Below are 18,421 nucleotides of genomic sequence, written 5' to 3' on the forward strand. Positions count from 1 at the left end.
TCAAGGGACGCTCCGCGTTCCAGCTTGCGAATTGGAACGCAGAGCGTCCCGGGCTGTATTCCCACGCGGAGCGTGGGAACAATCGGGTGTGGCTCAGGTGTTGCGGGATTCTTCTTCTAGCTGGTCCGATTCGAACAACCGCGCCAGTTCCGCCCGAGCTTCCTGGGCGGTTTGCAGGACTTTCGCCGCGTCGTCGTAGATCGCGTGCTGCGCCTCCAGCACCTGTTCGTCGTGGTGCTTGAAGCGCTTGATCCGCGCATCGGCCTGAGCCTGGGTGAGACCGAGCCCGACCAACGTGCGCCGACTCATCTCCAGACTTGAGTAATACGTCTCACGAATCGCCTCCGCGCCAACATCGACCAAACGGTGCACGTGCTGACGGTTACGCGCCCGGGCGATGATCTTCATGTGCGGATACAGCTTGCGCACCACCTCGGCGGTCTTGATATTGGTCTCCGGATCATCCGTGGCAATCACGAAATATTCCGCCTCACCGACCTTGGCCGCATTGAGGATTTCCGGGCGCATCGGGTCGCCGTAGAACACCGGCACACCGCCAAAACTGCGCGACAGTTCAATGGTTTCCACCGAGGTGTCCAGCGCGACGAATTTGATGTTCTGCGCACGCAGAATCCGCGCGACGATCTGGCCCATCCGGCCCATGCCGGCGATCACCACGCGTGGCGTGTCAGTGTCGATCTCACGGTATTTTTCCGGCACTTCCACCGGCTGCACTTTTGGGCTGACCAGCCGCGCGCAGAGCAACAGCAACAACGGCGTCACCGCCATCGACAGGGTGATGGTCAACACCAGCAAGTCATACAAACGCGGTTCGAACAGGCCCTGGTCGCGACCGATCTTGAACACCACAAAAGCGAATTCACCACCGGCCGCCAAGACGATACCGAGGCGAATCGCGCTGACCTTGTTCAAGCCACCAGCCAGACGCCCGACGACGAACAGCAGCGGCAATTTCAGCCCGATCAACAGCAGCGTCAGCCCCAGCACAGTGATCGGCGCACTCAGCAGCAAGCTGAGGTTGGCGCCCATGCCGACGCTGATGAAAAACAGCCCGAGCAGCAAACCTTTGAACGGCTCGATCTGCGCTTCCAGTTCATGGCGATATTCCGAATCCGCCAACAGTAAACCGGCAAGAAACGCGCCCAGCGCCATCGACACACCGACCAGATCCATCAACCACGCCGTGCCGATCACCACCAGCAACGCCGTAGCCGTCGACACTTCCGGCAGACCGGTTTTCGCCACCACGCGAAATACCGGACGCAACAGATAACGCCCACCAACCACGACCACGGCAATACCGCCGAGCACCTGCAACGCATGGTTCAGGCTTTCCGCGTTACTGGTGTCGTGAGCACCACCCGCCAGCATCGGCACCAGTGCGATCAACGGGATCGCGGCGATGTCCTGAAACAACAGAATCGCAAACGCCAACCGCCCATGGGGGCTGGTCAGTTCCTTGCGCTCGGCCAGACTTTGCAGACCGAATGCCGTCGAGGAAAGGGCCAGGCCAAGGCCGAGCACAATCGCGCTGTTCAGTGGTTGACCAAACACCGACAGCGCCAGCACGCCGATCACTGAAGCGGTCAGCAGCACCTGCGCCAGACCAACGCCGAACACCGATTTGCGCATCACCCACAAACGTCGCGGCGACAGCTCAAGGCCGATGATGAACAACAGCAACACCACGCCCAGTTCGGAAATATGCGCGACGCTTTGCGGGTTGCCGATCAGGCCCAGCACCGAAGGACCGATGATCACCCCGGCAAACAGATAACCGAGCACGGCGCCTAGTTGCAGACGTTTGGCCAAAGGCACGGTGAGCACGGCCGCGAACAGAAAGACGACAGCGGCTTGCAACAGATTGCCTTCATGGGGCATGGGGGGTTACTCCTGACAACGGTACGGCGGGGGTGACAAGGATAAGGGCTACAGCGACTTTTCATCCACCGAAGATCCCCTGTAGGAGCTGTCGAGTGCAACGAGGCTGCGATCTTTTGATCTTGCTTTTGCCTTCGAAGAATCAAGATCAAAAGATCGCAGCCTGCGGCAGCTCCTACAGGGGATCTTCATGTGGTCTGTAATAAATTGCATCAATTGGTTACATTTATAGCCTAAGCGAATCAATCTCCCGAGTCCCGCCATGGCCATCAACTTCGACCTCAACGACCTGCAAGCTTTTCGCGCCGTGGTCGAGCAGGGCAGCTTCCGCAAGGCCGCCGACACCGTGCGCCTGTCGCAACCGGCGTTGAGCCGGCGCATCGAAAAGCTTGAAGACGCCCTCGGCGTAAAACTCTTCGAACGCACCACACGCAAGGTCAGCCTGACCCAGGCCGGGCGCGGATTCATGCCCAGTGTCGAGCGTTTGCTCGATGATCTCGACGTTGCGTTATTGGGCATCAGCGAAGTCGCATCGACCCGTTTGGGCCATGTCACCGTTGCTTGTGTGCCTTCGGCGGCGTACTACTTCATGCCCCGCGTGATCGCGCGCTATCACCAGCAATTTCCACGGATCAAAGTCAAAGTGCTCGACTCCAGTGCGCACGATGTCTTGAGTGCGGTGGTCAATGGCGAGGCGGATTTCGGCTTGAGTTTTCTCGGCACGCAGGATGCCAAAGTCGAGTTCGAACCGCTTGTGCAGGAGTGCTACGTCGTCGCTTGTCGCCGCGATCATTTGTTGGCCGGGCGCAGTAGCGTGACGTGGGATGAGTTTTATCAGCAGGATTACATCTCGCTGGACAAGACCTCCGGCAACCGCTTTCTGCTCGACCAGGCGTTGAGCACGGTGGTGCCGCAGCGTTCGAGCGTCTGCGAAACCCGGCATGTGACAACGATGATCGGTTTGGTGGAGGCGGGGTTGGGGGTGGCGGCGGTGCCGCTCATGGCGATGCCTGGGCCGGATCATCCGATCCTGACGCGGGTGCCGCTGACCGATCCGCAAGTGATGCGCAGTGTCGGCATCATCAAGCGCCGGGGTCGTACGCTGACCCCGGCGGCATTGGAACTGGAGCGGCTGGTGGTGGAAATGAAGGTCCAGCCGCCGATTGTCAGCGCTTGACCGAATCCAGTCCGGTGGCCTGCACGTCTGCTTGCGCGGCCGGCGCGGCGAGGTAAGCGAGCAGCGCTTTGGCTTCTTGCGGATGCTGTGCGCCGACCGGAATCCCAGCGGCAAAACGCGTCACCGACTGCACCGATTCCGGAATCTTCGCGACGAAACTCACGCCCGGCACCGGCAGCAATTCGCTGACCTGCTGGAAGCCCAATTGGTAGTCGCCAGTGGCAACCACCGAGCCGACCGGGATTTTCGCAATCATCTTGGCCTTCGGCTTCAACTGATCTTCAATGCCCAGTTTCTTGAACAATTGCTGCTCGATGTACACGCCGCTGGCGCTGTCTGAGTAGGCCACTGACTGTGCGTCGAGCAGGGTTTTCTTAAGGCCGTCGACACTGCTGATGTCCGGTTTCGGCGCGCCTTCGCGCACCACCAGGCCGATCCGCGAATCCGCCAGTTCAACGCGCGAGGCTGGGTCGACCTTGCCTTGCTTGATCAAGTCATCGAGGGCATAGCCGACCATGATCACCACGTCGGCGTGTTCACCGCGCGCGAGGCGATTGGGGATCGCCTCGGGTGCTTTGCCCATCGACGGACCGAGGCTGGTGGTCAGTGTGTTGCCGGAGGCGGCGGCGAATTTCGGGCCGAGGATTTTGTAGGCGGCGGTGAAGCCGCCGGAGGTCATCACGCTCAATTCTTCGGCCTGGGCCGCGAGGTTGAACGCGAGACCGGCGAGCAGGGCGGTGACAGTAAACAGTTTTTTCATGGCGAGTGTTCCTCAGGCCGCGACAGGTTGCAGACGACCACCGGCACGGCGGTACAGATAAAGAGTGGCGCACAAGGCACATAGCGCACCGATGCTCATCCAGTAACCCGGCGCGGCTTTGTCGCCGGTGTACTGAATCAGGAAGGTCGACATCGCCGGGGTGAAACCGCCGAAAATTGCCGTGGCCAGGCTATACGCGAGGGAGAAACCGGCAACCCGCACTTCCACCGGCATGATCTCGGTGAGCGCCGGAATCATTGCGCCGTTGTACAAGCCGTAGATAAACGACAGCCACAACAGTGACAGCAGCATGTGGCTGAAGCTCGGCGCCTGCACCAGGTACGACAGCGCCGGATAAGTCGTGGCAAGGGCCAGCAGCGACATGGCGATCAGCACCGGGCGACGGCCGATACGGTCGGACAACAGGCCGCCAATCGGCAACCAGAAGAAGTTCGACACACCGACCAGCAGCGTCACCAACAGTGCGTCGGAGGTGCTCAGGTGCAGCACGGTTTTGCCGAAGGTTGGCGCGTACACGGTGATCAGGTAAAACGCGGTGGTGGTCAGCGCGACCATCAACATGCCGCCGAGTACCACGCCCCAGTTCTGGCCGAGGGTGCGGAACACTTCGCCCATGCTCGGGCGGTGTTTGCGTGCGGCGAACTCTTCGGTTTCCGCCAGGTTACGGCGCAGGAAAAAGATAAACGGCACGATCATGCAGCCGACGAAAAACGGAATCCGCCAGCCCCAATCGGCCACCACATCCGGCGCCATCCACGCGTTCAAGGCGTAGCCCAAAGCGGCGGCGACGATGATCGCCACTTGCTGACTGGCCGACTGCCAAGCGGTGAAGAAACCTTTGCGGCCCGGCGTGGCGATCTCGGCGAGATACACCGACACACCGCCCAATTCCGCCCCGGCCGAGAAGCCTTGCAGCAAGCGCCCGATCAACACCAGTGCCGGCGCAAACAGGCCGATGCTTTCGTATCCGGGCACCAGCACTATCAGGATCGTGCCGCTGGCCATGATCGACAGCGTGACGATCAACCCTTTGCGCCGACCGACATCATCGATGTACGCACCGAGCACAATGGCGCCGAGCGGACGCATCAAGAAGCCTGCGCCGAACACCGCAAAGGTCATCATCAGAGAGGCGAATTCACTGCTCGCCGGAAAGAACACCGCCGCGATCTGCGTGGCGTAGAAGCCGAAGAGGAAGAAGTCGAATTGTTCGAGGAAGTTGCCCGAGGTCACCCGGAAAATGGCACCGGCCCGCGAGCCGTTGTGAGGGATTGAGGCTGTCATAGAAAAGTACTCCACCGCTTTTATGACGTGCGCGACGGGAGGGCGGCGCACGGTTTTTATTGAGGTGGATGGTGGCGCAGGTGTAACCGGATGTTAATTGCATTATTGGCATGGATTGATGTGCAAAGTGGATCAATGGGGTTTTTTGGGTACAAATCCATTGCTGCTGTGACGGCTGTTTATGGTTTCGCCACCCCAGCCCTCTCCCGAGGGAGAGGGAGCCGATTTCGGTTGGTTTTGAAACTTGCATTCGACTCGGTATCGCACGTCGGCACACTTTTGCCAAACACCTCGGTCAGTCCCCTCTCCCTCCGGGAGAGGGCTAGGGTGAGGGGCTCTTGATTTCCTCTAGCGCCCACCCCCGGCAAAAAAGGAATGATTCCCGCCCCACGCAGTCGGAGTTGAGGTACTACACAATTCAGGAGGTTCACCGATGAACAGCAAAACCCTAATCGCCAGCCTGGCCCTCATCGCCGGCATTGCCGGGATCAGCCCACTTGTTCAAGCGGCGCAAACCTCAAATGAACAGGCCGTGCAATCCCCGGTCAGCGACCGCGAATTGAAGGTCAATGATCGGGCGCCGGATGTTTATCAGCGCAGTGAAAAAGCCATCGACTGGAAAACCAAGGGCCTGAAAAAACCTGTTGATCAGGCGCAATGGGTACAGATCAATGACCAGTACGTCATGGTGATGATCACCAACGGGACGATTGTCGAGATGAAGCCGGTCCCGCGTTAAATCTCCGGCAATAATCAGCCATGGACGGTTGATTGCAATCGAGCGCCGTTCGGGTAAAACCCTTGGGGCGTTTTGGATGTCGGGAAGTCAGGAGCAACAGGTTGGAAAAGAAACCGCTGTATCGCAAAGAAAACACCACCGCCCATAACGTCTGGCGCAACAACCCAGGCGGGCACTACCGTGATCAACGAAACACTAAAGCGCAAAGCCACAGCGAGGCCACGCGCGGCTCTATGCATGGCATCAAACACCACGGCTACGACTACACGCCGTTGTTTCGTTTTCTGTTATCCCGCGTCGGCGGTCATTGGGATGAGATTTTCAGCGAAGCGGTATCTCGCCTTGATCGGCCAGAACCGGTTTTCTGGATGGTTGCCATCCACGAAGACGATCGCAAGGACATTGTGCGACTGGGCGAGTCGGCCTACTTCAACGGCCTCTTCGTCGATGAGCAAAAGCAGCTGCAAATCGTCAATCCGCAGCTGAGTGTCGAAGAGATGAAGCCTCATTGCCGGTGTTGCACGCATACCTTCAATGGCATTCCGTTTGGCCTGCCTGCGGACTGATCGAGCTACTCGACCCGAACGTGATTCATCACCTGCCCACCCCCCAACCGATACTGATTATTGCCACTGCGCTTGGCCTCATACATCGCCAGATCGGCAATGTGCAGCAAGCGATCCATAGCCGTCGCATGATCCGGAAACACCGCCACGCCAAGGCTGGTACCGATATGGCGCTGGTCGTTGCCGATGCTGATCGGTGGCGACAGTTCGATGAAGATTTTCTGGCAGATGCTGCGCGCTTCGTCCTGCAAACTCAGGCTCGGCGCCAGGTCTTGCAGGATCACCACGAACTCATCGCCGCCAATGCGCGCGACGGTATCGGTAGCGCGCAGGATGCGTTTCAGCCGCGTGGCCATGGTGATCAGCACCCGGTCGCCAGCGGCATGGCCGTAGCGGTCGTTGATGGTTTTGAAACCGTTGAGGTCGACGAACACCAGTGCGACGCGTGTCTCGGACTGTCGCGCGTGATCCAGCGCTTCGGACAAGCGTTGTTCCAGCACCAGGCGATTGGGCAGGCCGGTCAGCGGATCGAAGTGGGCGAGGTGTTGCAGGTAGCTGGCCGAGGCTTTTTCTTCGGTGATGTCGCGCACCACGCCCATCATTTTCACCACCGCGTCGTGGTCGTTGCGTACAACGTTGCCGGTTTCCCGCAGCCAGCGAATCGTGCCGTCGGGCCAGACCACGCGGTACTCCTCATCGTGGTTTTCGCCAGTCTCCAGGCAGCGCAGTTCGCCTTCGCGCACCTTGGTGCGGTCGTCCGGATGGACGCAGGAACAGAACAACGCATAGGACGGGGTGATTTCGCCGATCTTGAACCCGAACATGCCGTAAATCGCATCTGACCAGTACAGCCGATCCGTGTCGACTTCCCAATCCCAAGTGCCGATACGCGCAAAGTACTGGCTACGCTTGAAACGCTCGACGTCGCCGTCCTGCTGAATGTGTTGGCCATCGGCGGCCCGTCTCAGCAGATCACGGTACTGCGCGAGCTGCCTGCGCAAACCGCGTTCGCGCCACAGCAGCAGGGCGATGACGGCGAGCATGATCGCGCCCACGGCAAGGCTGATCCAGAACAGAGTCATTCGGGCGCTGCCAGCATGGCGGGTCGATCCGTGGGGTAGTGGCGGTTGGCTATGTTAATGCTTCATTACTCGGTTCGGATACCATGTTGATCTGCGCTGGCAGGTTGCCAATCCCCGGCATTTCTGGGAAAACGGCGGCCGGCTGAACAATAGAGTGAATGTTATGAATGATGAACTGCAGGTAATCGATCTTCAGGCCGGCGAAGGCAAAGCCGCCGTCAAAGGTGCGCTGATCACCACCCAATACACGGGATGGCTGGAAGACGGCAGCGAGTTCGATTCTTCCTACAGCCGTGGCAAACCTTTCCAGTGCGTGATTGGCACCGGGCGGGTGATCAAGGGTTGGGATCAGGGCTTGATGGGGATGCAGGTGGGGGGCAAGCGCAAATTGCTGGTGCCGGCGCATTTGGGGTACGGCGAACGGACGATGGGCAAGATACCGCCGAATTCGAATCTGGTGTTTGAGATTGAGTTGTTGGAAGTGCTGACGCGGGAGGACTGAAACCGGATCTTTTTTTACGCTTGGGAATAAACGCGATGGATGTGTGGCAGTGGGTTTCACAAGTTGCCGATTGGCTGGTGGAGAGGCATGCCTCGCGCAGAGGATCGACCTACAACTACATGTATTTCGTTTCCGCTGCCGCTGCAGTTGGCAGCTGGGTAGTCGCGAAAGAACTGCTCGCCAAACGCAAGGCTCTCAAAGCAAACGTGTCTGAAACTCTGCAAAATGAAACGTTACGTGCGATGTCCTTTGCTCAGGAGGATGGGCGGCCAGTCAAACGCACCGCGACTTTGGTCCGGCAGGAAGATACCTTTTTCGTCACGGTCATTCGTCATGACGATGAAGAACGCGTGGAGTCATCCAGTGAAGCGTTGCACTCGCTGGACGATGTCGACGTTTACTTGCGTGACCACACACCCTTTATCCTCGCGGATTTTCGAGCGTCGTGACTCACGCGTCCGATGCAGAAAGACCGCTTTCGCGAGCAGGCTCGCTCCCACATTGGGTCGGCGGTGTACTCGAATGCCGCGAGTCACCGCGAACACCTGTGGGAGCGAGCCTGCTCGCGAAGAACGATCACGCGGTCAATCAGGCTGCGTGGGCCATTTCGGCGAGTGTGTCGGCCACGGTTCTTTGCAGTGAGGGGAACCGGCGGGTTACGCGGCGCAGTGCGGGCAGGACGGCGTCGATTTCCAGTTCATCGAGTTGGGGAAGGGCGGTGACGGCGGAGGCGACGATGGATTCGCGTTCGCTTTCGAAGAGCACCAGGCAGGCGTTTTGTGCCCAGCGTCCGTCCCGTTCGTTGAAGCCCATGGCCACCAGTGCTGCGACGACTTGTGCATCGGTTTTGTTGGACATGTTTATTGCCTCAGGGCGGGGTCGATTTTGTCGAGGGCGCGGTTGACCGCGAGTTCGCCGAGCATGACCACTTGCTGGATGCCGAGCACGGTGTTGCGGTAGGGCGAGTCGAGCAGGGCGGCGAAGTCGCTGAGCATGATGCTGGCCGAGGCCATGGATTCGCAGGCATGGGCCATGAGGTCTTCGGCGCCGGTGTTGGGGTCGACGAGGAACATGGTGCTGGGTTTGCGTGGTGGTGAAGGCGGTGTGGGTTTCAAGTAGTGGTCGAGGGCGCGTTCGGCGGCTTCGTGGAGTTTTCTGGAACCTGGTGTGGAGTAGGGGGACGTTGGATTTGGATCGATTTCCGCGTCTGTTTCGGGCGGATTTGGCGTGATTTTGAACATATGCTAGGAAACCTCAATGAGGCTGACACCGTTTGCGACTAAACATTGGGTGGCAGCTATACGCAGGTTAGTCGACCGGACTCCTAGCTAAACCGGCGCGCTCGAAAGCGCCCTACGCATAGCCGCCATTGAGTGCAGGCATGGAAATGCCAGACTGAATAACTGCTTGCAAGCTAGAGATGAAACCGAGCGACTAAACCCGATCACTGAACATTCAGTGACGCGAACCAAGTTACCGGCAGCCCCCAAGCCGCACAAGCCGGCGGATTCTGGCGTAGTTGTAGGCAAAGGCGCAAGGCGCTGTAGCCTTGTGGCTGATGTCTAAATGATGCTGCGTTTGACTGCGCGCCTTCGCGAGCAGGCTCGCTCCCACAGGGGGAACGCATTCCAAACTGTGGGAGGGAGCCTGCTCGCGAAGGAGCCTTCAAAATCACCTCAGGATTCAACCCTCACGCCCCGCCCAAACCGCTCCCGATACACCGACGGCGGCACACCTACCACGCCGCGAAACGCCACACGAAAACTCTCCACCGACCGATAACCGCAACGCTCGGCAATCTGCTCGGTGTTATGCGGCGTACTCTCCAGCAACTCCCGCGCCCGCGCCAACCGTTCGTGCTGCAACCACGCCTTCGGCGACTGCCCACTGGCCTCGGTAAACCGCCGCAGAAACGTGCGCTCACTCATCGCCGCTTCACTGGCCAGATCACGCACCTCCAGCGGTTCATGCAAACGCTCGCGCGCCCACTGCATCACCCGCGACAGATCATTGCGCGGCGTCAGGCTGACCGGTGTCGGAATGAACTGCGCCTGGCCGCCGGTGCGTTGCGGCGACATCACCAGTCGCCGCGCCACCGAGTTGGCGACTTGCGTGCCGAAGTCCCGCGCCACCAGATGCAGGCAGGCATCGATCCCGGCAGCGCTGCCGGCCGAGGAGATCAACTGACCGGAATCGACGTAAAGCACATCGGCATCGACAGCAATCGCCGGGAAGCGCTGCGCCAGTTCCGCCGTGTAACGCCAATGGGTGGTGGCGCCGTGGCCATCGAGCAAACCGGTGGCCGCCAGCACAAATACACCGGAGCAGATCGACAGCAAGCGCGCGCCCCGGGCATGGGCCTGACACAACGCGTCGATCAATGCTGGAGGCACCGCCGCGTTGCGGTCGCGCCAGCCGGGAATGATGATGGTGCGCGCCTCGGCCAACAATTCCAGACCGCCATCGGCCAGCACCTGAATGCCGCCCAAGGCGCGCATCGGGCCTTGATCGACCGCCGCAATGGCGTGGGTGTACCACGGGAAATCGAACTCCGGCCGGGTCAGGCCGAAGACCTCCACGGCGATGCCGAACTCGAATGTGCAGAGGCCGTCGTAGGCCAGAATTGCGACCAAACCTGGTGATGTCGGCATTTGGCGGAAAATTCCCGGTGAGTGTCTTGTGCGCCACTGTAGCCGCAAGCGGCGGCTCGATAAAGTCTGTTCACACCCGTTCAGATAAAGGAGCAACACCCATGGTCAGTCTGGTTCGCGACATCCCTGCGGCGCCGTCGGCGATCGCCCTGATGCACTTCAGTAATCGTCTGACCTTCGAAACCGATTGTTCCGACGTATTCAGTAGCCAGGAGGCTGGCGAGATCGATTTTGTCCTGGTCGATGTCCGTGGTCCGCTGGCCTTTGAGCGCGGGCATGTGCCGGGCGCGATCAATATCCCGAACCGTTTGCTGACGGCCGCGGAACTGGCCAGCTACCCGAAAACCACGCTGTTCGTGGTCTATTGCGCCGGCCCGCACTGCAATGGCGCGAACAAGGCAGCGGTGAAACTGGCGGCGTTGGGTTACCCGGTCAAGGAGATGATTGGCGGCGTTACTGGATGGCTGGATGAAGGTTTTCAACTGAGCCTGACGCCTGCGGCCAAATCCGCAATCGGCTGCGAATGCTGATCCCCTTGTAGGAGCTGCCGCAGGCTCGGGCCGCGTTCGGACGATCTCTTGATCTTGATGGTTAAAAAAACAGATCAAAAGATCGCAGCCTGCGGCAGCTCCTACAGGGAAGTCAGCGTTTTTCTGCGCTGGAAATGCGCTTGTCCTACAGCCTTTGCACCACGACGGCGCACCCGTTGACCCCGGTCAATCGGTGCGCCGATCTTTCATAAGTATTTGTCGCTTAAACACAATTTACCCTGTGCGCGCCGCCATAGACTGCCGGCCACTTCGGTTTTTGTAGCCAATTGGCCATGACCGAACGCTGAATCGAAAGCTGCCAATAAAAGCCTCCGCACACAGGAGTTATAAATGAAGAAGCTAGTGATGTTCGGTGCCCTGGCACTGTCGATGTTGTCCCTGACCGCTGTGGCCGAAGACACCAAGCCGATCCGCATCGGTATCGAAGCCGGTTACCCACCATTCTCGATGAAAACCCCTGACGGCAAACTCGCCGGTTTCGACGTCGATATCGGCGATGCGCTGTGCGCGCAGATGAAAGTCAAATGCACTTGGGTCGAGCAGGAATTCGATGGCCTGATCCCGGCGCTGAAAGTGAAGAAGATCGACGCGATTCTGTCGTCGATGACCATCACCGACGACCGCAAGAAAAACGTCGATTTCACCATCAAGTACTACCACACCCCGGCGCGCTTCGTGATGAAGGAAGGCTCCGGTGTCAAAGACCCGCTGACCGAGCTCAAGGGCAAGAAAGTCGGTGTGCTGCGTGCCAGCACCCACGACCGTTACGCCACCGAAGTGCTGGTGCCAGCCGGGATCGACCTGGTGCGTTACGGCTCGCAACAGGAAGCCAACCTCGACATGGTTTCCGGACGTATCGACGCGATGCTGGCTGACTCGGTCAACCTGAGCGACGGTTTCCTGAAAACCGACGCGGGTAAAGGTTTTGAATTCGTTGGCCCAACCTACGAAGACGCCAAGTACTTCGGTGGCGGCGCCGGCATTGCAGTGCGCAAGGGCGATACCGCGCTGGCCGAGCAATTCAACAAAGCCATCACTGAAATCCGCGCCAATGGCGAGTACAAGAAAGTCCAGGACAAGTACTTCGACTTTGATGTGTACGGCCATTAATACGCCGTAGAAGAAAGTGGCCCCGTTTGCGCGGTGGCCACTTTTTTTGCGCTCTAATTGTGATGAGACCCTTGTAGGAGTGAGCCTGCTCGCGATAGCGGTGTGTCATTCAATGAATGTGTTGGCTGACCCACCGCTATCGCGAACAGGCTCACTCCTACAGGGGATCTTTGTGATCCAGATATTGAGGAGTTACCCATGCGACGCATCGACCATGTTCTGCCCTGGAGCCACTTGGGCAGCGAACGTTCGCTAAGTGTGTTCCGCTATGGCGCCGGCCCACGCAAGGTGTACATCCAGGCCAGCCTGCACGCCGATGAACTGCCGGGCATGCGCACTGCGTGGGAACTCAAGCAACGCCTCAACCAACTCGAGCAGCAAGGCCGTTTGCAGGGCGTGATCGAATTGGTGCCAGTGGCCAACCCGATCGGCCTCGATCAACACGTGCAAGGCGCGCACATGGGTCGCTTCGAACTGGGCAGCGGCAAGAATTTCAACCGCGCCTTCGTCGAACTCAGCGCGCCGGTCGGGGCGTTGATCGGTGAGCGTCTGGGCACTGATGCCGAGGCCAACGTTGCACTGATCCGCCAAACCATGGGCCAGGTATTCGATGAACTGCCGGCACCGGCCTCGCAACTGGAAGCCTTGCATCGCCTGTTGCTGCGCCATGCCTGCGATGCCGACATCACCCTCGATTTGCATTGTGATTTCGACGCGGCGATTCACTTGTACGCGCTGCCGCAGCACTGGCCACAGTGGCAATCGCTGGCGGCGCGCTTGAAGGCCGGCGTGGCGCTGCTGTGTGAAGATTCCGGTGGCAGCTCGTTCGATGAATCCTGCTCGACGCCGTGGTTGCGTCTGGCGCGGGCATTCCCGAATGCCGCGATTCCGGCGGCGAATCTGGCGACCACGCTGGAACTGGGTAGCATGGGCGATACCCGGGTCGATCAGGCTCAAGCCAATTGTGAGGCGATTCTCGGCTTCCTCGCGGAGCAGGGTTTCATCAGCGGCGAGTGGCCGGCAGCGCCGAGCGAGTGCTGCGAAGGCCTGCCGTTCGAGGGCACCGAATACCTGTTCGCGCCGCACCATGGTGTGGTGAGTTTCCTGCGCAATGCTGGCGAGTGGGTGGAGCAGGGCGATGCGTTGTTTGAGGTGGTGGATCCGTTGCAGGATCGCGTCACCACCGTGCGCGCGGGCACCAGTGGCGTGTTGTTTGCGCTTGATCGCGGGCGTTACACCGAGCCGGGGATCTGGCAGGCGAAAGTGGCGGGGCGGGTGGCGTTTCGTACTGGGAAACTGACCAACGACTGACGGATCTTCACGGGATTCACCGGCCCTTTCGCGAGCAAGCTCGCTCCCACAGGGGAATGCATTTCCAATGTGGGAGCGAGCTTGCTCGCGAAGGGGCCATCGGCGGCACACTGCTGATAGCCCTTCATTGGATCTGACGGCCTCATCGCTGGCAAGCCAGCTCCCACAGTGATTGAAGGTGTTCACAAACATTGTGTTCACACAAATCCTGTGGGAGCTGGCTTGCCAGCGATGGCGGTATCAGCAACACCATTGAGTTTGGAACCACGCCGCAGGATTTTAGGCTCTCCCCGAACCCGACACTCCCCCAGTGATTGAAGGTGTTCACAAACATTGTGTTCACACAAATCCTGTGGGAGCTGGCTTGCCAGCGATGGCGGCATCGACAGCACCACCGAATTTGGATCCACGCCGCAGGATGTTAGGCTCCCCCCCGAACCCGACACTCCGTGAAGGAAGGCTCTATGTTGAAGGTCTTTGCTCTCTTGACCCTACTGGCGTCCAGCGCCGTGCAGGCGCAAACCACGCTGCAATCCGATCTGCCGCTCAAGTACATCGAACAGGTGCACGCCGACGCCGAGGCGCGTCCGTTGGTGATTTTTCTTCACGGCTACGGTAGTAACGAAGCCGATCTGATCGGCATGAAATTCCAGCTCCCGGCGCAATACAACTACCTGTCGGTGCAGGCGCCGTTGTCGTTGGGCGAAGGACGTTTCCAGTGGTTTCGCAAGAAAGGCGAAGGTGCCTACAACGGCGAGACCGATGATCTGAAGGTCAGTGGCCAGAAACTGCGCGATTTTGTCGCGCAAGCGGCGCAGAAATATCACACCACCCCGAGCAAGGTGTACCTGATCGGTTTCAGCCAGGGCGCGATGATGACCTACGAAGTGGGGCTGCGGCCGCCAGTCGCTGTCGGCGGGATCGCTGCGTTGAGCGGGCGTTTATTGCCAGTGTTGAAAGCTGAACTCAAAGGCGAGCAGCAGCCGTTGCCGCTGAGTATCTTTATCGGCCACGGCACCGCCGATGATCCGGTGCCGTATAAAAACGGCACCGAGGCCAACACGCAACTACAGAAACTCGGTTACAAGCCGCAGTTCCATGCCTATCCCGGCGTCGGCCACAGTATCAGTGCGGCCGAGCTGCGCGACTTGAGTGGCTGGCTGCAGCAGCTCAATCCTTGAGGATGGTTTTCACCAAAGCATCGTGACCTTTCTTGTCGCTGGCGCGGGAGATCACCTGCACCAACGCCATCTTCGTGCCGGAGCCGGCCATCAGCGTAGTGTTGAGGGTCTGGCCACCGCCCTGGGTCGCGGTGCTGTCGACCTGACGCAGGCCAAGGCCGGTGCCTTTCTGGGTCAGGCTTTTTTCGCTGAGTTTGTTGAAGTCCGGCAGGGCCTTGCGTTGGTCGTCGATGAAGCTCGAGACGGTGCTGTCGAGGAACTGGCCGTCGTTGTCCTTGACGTGCTGGCCTTCGGGGATTTGGTTTTCAGCGGTAATGACCACGGTTTTTGTGGCCTCGTTGGTGTACATCGTGCCCTTGGTCCCGCTCGGGCTGGCCGGCAGCGGGTCGGCGATGAAACCTTTAGGCAGCACAAAAGTGAACTTGCCATCGAGCATCGAGACTTTCTCGGCGGTGGCTTTTTCCTTGGCCGCTTGCGCGTGAAGGGCGCCGAAACCGGCGAGGGCCGCCACCAGCAGGACGACGGTTTTTTTGCTCAACAATGACATGTGAATCTCCGGTGGATGGTCGCGCGAGGCGGGCGATCATCCCACGGAGGAGGGCGGGCGTTCCAGCGCGAATCGTCTGAGCGGTTACTGCGCCTGCGCTTTCGCCAACGGACGGGCCAACAGGCGTTTGGTTACGCCGAGCATGGCCACCGACACCGCGACACCGACGGCGAATCCACTCAGCCCCATGCTTGGCAAGGTCAGCGCCGAGACCAGACAAAACGCCGAAAACGAATACATGCCGGTCGCCGTCGCCCGTAACAATGCGGCGGTAAATGCCGGGCCGCGCGTTTGTTGCGAGAACACCGCCATCACACTGCCGAGTACCGGGAACACCGCGAGCAAACCGCTCCAGCGCTCGCCGACGGTGCTGGCGAGCATCGTCACCACCAGGGTCAACGCGGCGCCGGCGATCATCCGCCAGATCAGTTTGTCCGACTTCGGCGCCGGGCCGTTCAACACCGGTTGCACCGTAGGGAACAGATACGGCGATGTCAGCAGCGCAATTGCCGCCACCGCCACGGAAAACGGCAGCGACGCCGGGATCAGTGACAACACCCCCGCGATGACGGCCCACACCGATAGCGACGCCGGCAGTGCCACTGGCCAGTTCGCCCGTTGCGCGACCTGCGCATAGGTGATGCAGAACGCAATCATCGCGAACATCGCCGATAACGCCGCCACCGCTGATTGCGCGGCAAACGCCGGACCCTGCTCGATGGCGAGGAAAAACAGAATCGGCCCGACCACCACCGGCAATCCCGACAGCCACCCGGCTACGCTCGGCCCCCAGCGTTTGCCTGCCAGGGAAATCAGCAGCAGAAAACCGGGAATCAGCAGCAGTTTGAGGATCAGCACGCAGGTGTCTCCGTCCGTTGAGGGTAGGCCACGGTAGCATTGTCGATCGGCGATTGCTGCCTATGTGCGCAGTTTTTGTATACAAACTATCGAGGGTGATACCCGGCTATGCTGTGTGTATCAGGGTTTACCGGAGTCGATGCCGCGATGAGAAGAACACCGAAGCTGGTGCGAGGATGCTGCGGCATCGGCTTGTGGGCGTTGTTGCTGACGCCGACCTGGGCCAATTGGCAGGACGCCGTGCCCGGCGCGCAGATCATCGGCACCGGTGATTTCAGCGTGTTCGGGTTCGATGTCTACAACGCACGCCTGTGGAGCGCCGCGCGGCCCTTGGACGACGACCAGCCGTTTGCGCTGGAGTTGATTTACCGTCGCAAGATTTCTCGCGACGACCTGGTCAAGGCCAGCGTCGATGAAATCAAACGACTGTCAGGGAGTAGCGTCAGCCCGACGCAATTGGCCGGTTGGCAGGTACAGATGCAGCAATCGTTCGTCGATGTGCAGGCTGGCACGCGGATTACTGGGGTCTATCTGCCAGGGCAGGGCGCGCGGTTTTTTGTCGGCCAGCAATTACAGCATGAGATCGATGACCCGCTGTTTGCCCGGGCGTTTTTTGATATCTGGCTCGATCCGCGTACGCGCAATCCCGAGTTGCGTGAGCAGTTGTTGGGTGTGAGTCGATAGATTTTTTGATCTTCTAGGCTTCGGCTGAAACGTCTAAGCTGCGTCTTTCCGATTTGTTTCTGGATGTGTGCGTGAAATTCAGCTTGCCCAAAATCGCCACCGCGCCGTTTTGCCCGCCGGAAGTGGCTGGCAGTGTCGCGGTAGATCCCAATGCCTCGTTCTTCAAACGCGTGCTGCGTTTCGCCGGCCCCGGGTTGCTGGTGTCTATCGGTTACATGGATCCGGGCAACTGGGCCACCGCCATCGAGGCCGGTTCACGGTTCGGTTACAGCCTGTTGTTTGTGGTGTTGCTGGCGAGTCTGGCGGGCATGGTCGTGCAATGCCTGTGTTCGCGGTTGGGCATCGCCACCGGGCGCGATCTGGCGCAACTGTCCCGCGAGCGCTACAGCACGCCGACTGCGCGCTTGCAGTGGGTGTTGGCGGAAATCTCGATTATCGCCACCGATCTGGCCGAAGTGCTTGGGTGTGCGCTGGCGTTCCATTTGCTGCTCGGCTGTTCGCTGACCTTCGGCATTGCCCTGACGGCGTTCGACACCTTGCTGGTGCTGGCCCTGCAAAATCGCGGCTTCCGCCGTCTGGAAGCAATCATGCTGGTATTGGTCGCGACCATTGGCGTGTGTTTCTTCGTTGAACTGCTGCTGATCAAACCCTACTGGCCGGACGTCGCCCAAGGTTTCAAACCGTCGCTGGCGGCGATTGGCGAAGCGGCGCCGTTGTACCTGGCCATCGGTATTCTCGGTGCGACAGTGATGCCGCATAACCTCTACCTGCACACCTCGATCGTGCAGACGCGGATGATCGGCAAGGACCTCGCCAGCAAGCAGGACGCGGTGAAACTGGCGCGTATCGACACCATCGGTTCGCTGGCGCTGGCGTTGCTGGTCAATGCGGCGATCCTGATTCTCGCTGCGGCGGCTTTTCACCAGTCCGGGCACACCGAGGTGGTGGATATTCAGGACGCCTACCACTTACTAGACCCGCTGGTGGGCGGCGCGCTGGCCAGCGTGTTGTTCGGCGTCGCGCTGCTGGCATCGGGGCAGAGTTCGACCTTCACCGGCACCATCGCCGGCCAGGTGATCATGGAGGGTTATCTGAACCTGCGGATCCCGTGCTGGCAGCGGCGCTTGATTACTCGCGGACTGGCGTTGATTCCGGCATTCGTCGGCGTGTGGCTGATGGGCGATAACGCGATCGGCAAGTTGCTGGTGTTGAGTCAGGTGGTGTTGAGTCTGCAGTTGCCGTTTGCCTTGTATCCACTCATTCGAATGACTAACGACAAACAACTGATGGGGCCGTTTGTGAATCGCTGGCCGACACGGGTGTTGGCGTGGGGGTTGTTTGTGGTGATCAGCGGCGCTAACAGCTGGTTGATTTTGCAGTGGGCGGTTTGAGCCATATTTTGCAGTGACTGGGCTAGCCTCTTCGCGAGCAAGCTCGCTCCCACAGTTTCCAAGGTGATTTCAACAGTGTGTACACCTCGTAACCTTGTGGGAGC

20 protein-coding genes are annotated in these 18,421 nt (G+C 59.7%); 11 read left to right on the plus strand and 9 right to left on the minus strand.

Annotation, left to right across the window (positions count from 1 at the left end):
- Positions 1 to 93 precede the first annotated feature (93 nt).
- Complete coding sequence (locus CKW14_RS02225; RefSeq protein ID WP_034156156.1) at positions 94 to 1,902, minus strand: monovalent cation:proton antiporter-2 (CPA2) family protein; 1,809 nt, start codon at positions 1,900 to 1,902, stop codon at positions 94 to 96.
- Between the two features lie 262 nt (positions 1,903 to 2,164).
- Between CKW14_RS02225 and CKW14_RS02230 the strand changes: the two genes are divergently transcribed.
- On the plus strand, positions 2,165 to 3,079 hold the full coding sequence (locus CKW14_RS02230; protein WP_095048015.1) for a LysR family transcriptional regulator: 915 nt from the start codon (positions 2,165 to 2,167) through the stop codon (positions 3,077 to 3,079).
- Here CKW14_RS02230 and CKW14_RS02235 read toward each other — a convergent pair.
- Together CKW14_RS02235 and CKW14_RS02240 are read right to left on the minus strand one after the other, a co-directional pair.
- Positions 3,069 to 3,839 carry a substrate-binding domain-containing protein gene (locus tag CKW14_RS02235; protein WP_095048014.1) on the minus strand — a complete coding sequence of 257 codons (771 nt, stop codon included), beginning with the start codon at positions 3,837 to 3,839 and terminating at the stop codon, positions 3,069 to 3,071. The two genes, CKW14_RS02230 and CKW14_RS02235, sit on opposite strands and share 11 nt — an antisense overlap.
- A 12-nt stretch (positions 3,840 to 3,851) precedes the next feature.
- The gene (locus CKW14_RS02240) at positions 3,852 to 5,144 is read right to left on the minus strand and encodes an MFS transporter (protein ID WP_095048013.1); all 1,293 of its coding nucleotides are present in this window, start codon (positions 5,142 to 5,144) and stop codon (positions 3,852 to 3,854) included.
- Between the two features lie 433 nt (positions 5,145 to 5,577).
- Here CKW14_RS02240 and CKW14_RS02245 point away from each other — a divergent pair, with 433 nt between their 5' ends.
- Both CKW14_RS02245 and CKW14_RS02250 read left to right on the plus strand, forming a co-directional pair.
- Positions 5,578 to 5,883, plus strand: coding sequence for an RcnB family protein (locus CKW14_RS02245; protein WP_095124529.1), 306 nt, complete (start codon positions 5,578 to 5,580; stop codon positions 5,881 to 5,883).
- Between the two features lie 101 nt (positions 5,884 to 5,984).
- Positions 5,985 to 6,449, plus strand: coding sequence for a hypothetical protein (locus CKW14_RS02250; protein ID WP_095124530.1), 465 nt, complete (start codon positions 5,985 to 5,987; stop codon positions 6,447 to 6,449).
- Positions 6,450 to 6,454: 5 nt separating this feature from the next.
- Here CKW14_RS02250 and CKW14_RS02255 read toward each other — a convergent pair whose 3' ends face one another.
- On the minus strand, positions 6,455 to 7,531 hold the full coding sequence (locus CKW14_RS02255; RefSeq protein ID WP_095124531.1) for a sensor domain-containing diguanylate cyclase: 1,077 nt from the start codon (positions 7,529 to 7,531) through the stop codon (positions 6,455 to 6,457).
- 163 nt (positions 7,532 to 7,694) lie between these two features.
- Between CKW14_RS02255 and CKW14_RS02260 the strand changes: the two genes are divergently transcribed.
- Entirely contained in the window at positions 7,695 to 8,033 is a 339-nt protein-coding gene (locus CKW14_RS02260; RefSeq protein ID WP_095048010.1) for an FKBP-type peptidyl-prolyl cis-trans isomerase, read from the plus strand.
- Between the two features lie 35 nt (positions 8,034 to 8,068).
- Positions 8,069 to 8,482: a hypothetical protein gene (locus CKW14_RS02265; RefSeq protein ID WP_095124532.1), complete on the plus strand. Its 414-nt coding sequence runs from the start codon at positions 8,069 to 8,071 to the stop codon at positions 8,480 to 8,482.
- 139 nt (positions 8,483 to 8,621) lie between these two features.
- On the opposite strand, the gene CKW14_RS02270 is transcribed toward CKW14_RS02265, so the two are convergent.
- The 3 genes from CKW14_RS02270 to ftrA all read right to left on the minus strand — a co-directional run bounded on the left by CKW14_RS02270 (position 8,622) and on the right by ftrA (position 10,684).
- Positions 8,622 to 8,891: a hypothetical protein gene (locus CKW14_RS02270; RefSeq protein ID WP_095124533.1), complete on the minus strand. Its 270-nt coding sequence runs from the start codon at positions 8,889 to 8,891 to the stop codon at positions 8,622 to 8,624.
- A 2-nt stretch (positions 8,892 to 8,893) separates the two neighbouring features.
- Positions 8,894 to 9,274, minus strand: a complete 381-nt coding sequence (locus CKW14_RS02275) for a DUF6124 family protein (RefSeq protein WP_095124534.1) — start codon at positions 9,272 to 9,274, stop codon at positions 8,894 to 8,896.
- A 435-nt stretch (positions 9,275 to 9,709) separates the two neighbouring features.
- On the minus strand, positions 9,710 to 10,684 hold the full coding sequence (ftrA, locus tag CKW14_RS02280) for a transcriptional regulator FtrA (RefSeq protein ID WP_095124535.1): 975 nt from the start codon (positions 10,682 to 10,684) through the stop codon (positions 9,710 to 9,712).
- A gap of 101 nt (positions 10,685 to 10,785) precedes the next feature.
- Between ftrA and CKW14_RS02285 the strand changes: the two genes are divergently transcribed.
- From CKW14_RS02285 to CKW14_RS02300, 4 genes are all read left to right on the plus strand, one after another.
- Positions 10,786 to 11,214, plus strand: a complete 429-nt coding sequence (locus CKW14_RS02285) for a rhodanese-like domain-containing protein (RefSeq protein ID WP_095048006.1) — start codon at positions 10,786 to 10,788, stop codon at positions 11,212 to 11,214.
- 351 nt (positions 11,215 to 11,565) lie between these two features.
- Positions 11,566 to 12,345, plus strand: coding sequence for an ABC transporter substrate-binding protein (locus tag CKW14_RS02290; protein ID WP_095048005.1), 780 nt, complete (start codon positions 11,566 to 11,568; stop codon positions 12,343 to 12,345).
- A 198-nt stretch (positions 12,346 to 12,543) separates the two neighbouring features.
- Entirely contained in the window at positions 12,544 to 13,656 is a 1,113-nt protein-coding gene (locus CKW14_RS02295) for a M14 family metallopeptidase (protein WP_095048004.1), read from the plus strand.
- A 464-nt stretch (positions 13,657 to 14,120) separates the two neighbouring features.
- Positions 14,121 to 14,837: an alpha/beta hydrolase gene (locus CKW14_RS02300; protein WP_095048003.1), complete on the plus strand. Its 717-nt coding sequence runs from the start codon at positions 14,121 to 14,123 to the stop codon at positions 14,835 to 14,837.
- Here the strand turns inward: CKW14_RS02300 and CKW14_RS02305 are convergent.
- Both CKW14_RS02305 and CKW14_RS02310 read right to left on the minus strand, forming a co-directional pair.
- Complete coding sequence (locus tag CKW14_RS02305; RefSeq protein WP_095124536.1) at positions 14,827 to 15,384, minus strand: hypothetical protein; 558 nt, start codon at positions 15,382 to 15,384, stop codon at positions 14,827 to 14,829. The genes CKW14_RS02300 and CKW14_RS02305 overlap by 11 nt on opposite strands.
- A gap of 84 nt (positions 15,385 to 15,468) precedes the next feature.
- Positions 15,469 to 16,242 carry a hypothetical protein gene (locus CKW14_RS02310; RefSeq protein WP_095124537.1) on the minus strand — a complete coding sequence of 258 codons (774 nt, stop codon included), beginning with the start codon at positions 16,240 to 16,242 and terminating at the stop codon, positions 15,469 to 15,471.
- A 147-nt stretch (positions 16,243 to 16,389) separates the two neighbouring features.
- On the opposite strand from CKW14_RS02310, the gene CKW14_RS02315 reads away from it, so the two are divergent.
- Entirely contained in the window at positions 16,390 to 16,926 is a 537-nt protein-coding gene (locus CKW14_RS02315; RefSeq protein WP_095048000.1) for a chalcone isomerase family protein, read from the plus strand.
- A gap of 71 nt (positions 16,927 to 16,997) precedes the next feature.
- Positions 16,998 to 18,317 carry an Nramp family divalent metal transporter gene (locus CKW14_RS02320; protein ID WP_095124538.1) on the plus strand — a complete coding sequence of 440 codons (1,320 nt, stop codon included), beginning with the start codon at positions 16,998 to 17,000 and terminating at the stop codon, positions 18,315 to 18,317.
- Positions 18,318 to 18,421: the final 104 nt, after the last annotated feature.

Origin of the sequence: Pseudomonas sp. Irchel s3a12, assembly GCF_900187485.1 — a bacterium.
In the GTDB taxonomy this organism is placed as follows: domain Bacteria; phylum Pseudomonadota; class Gammaproteobacteria; order Pseudomonadales; family Pseudomonadaceae; genus Aquipseudomonas; species Aquipseudomonas neuropathica.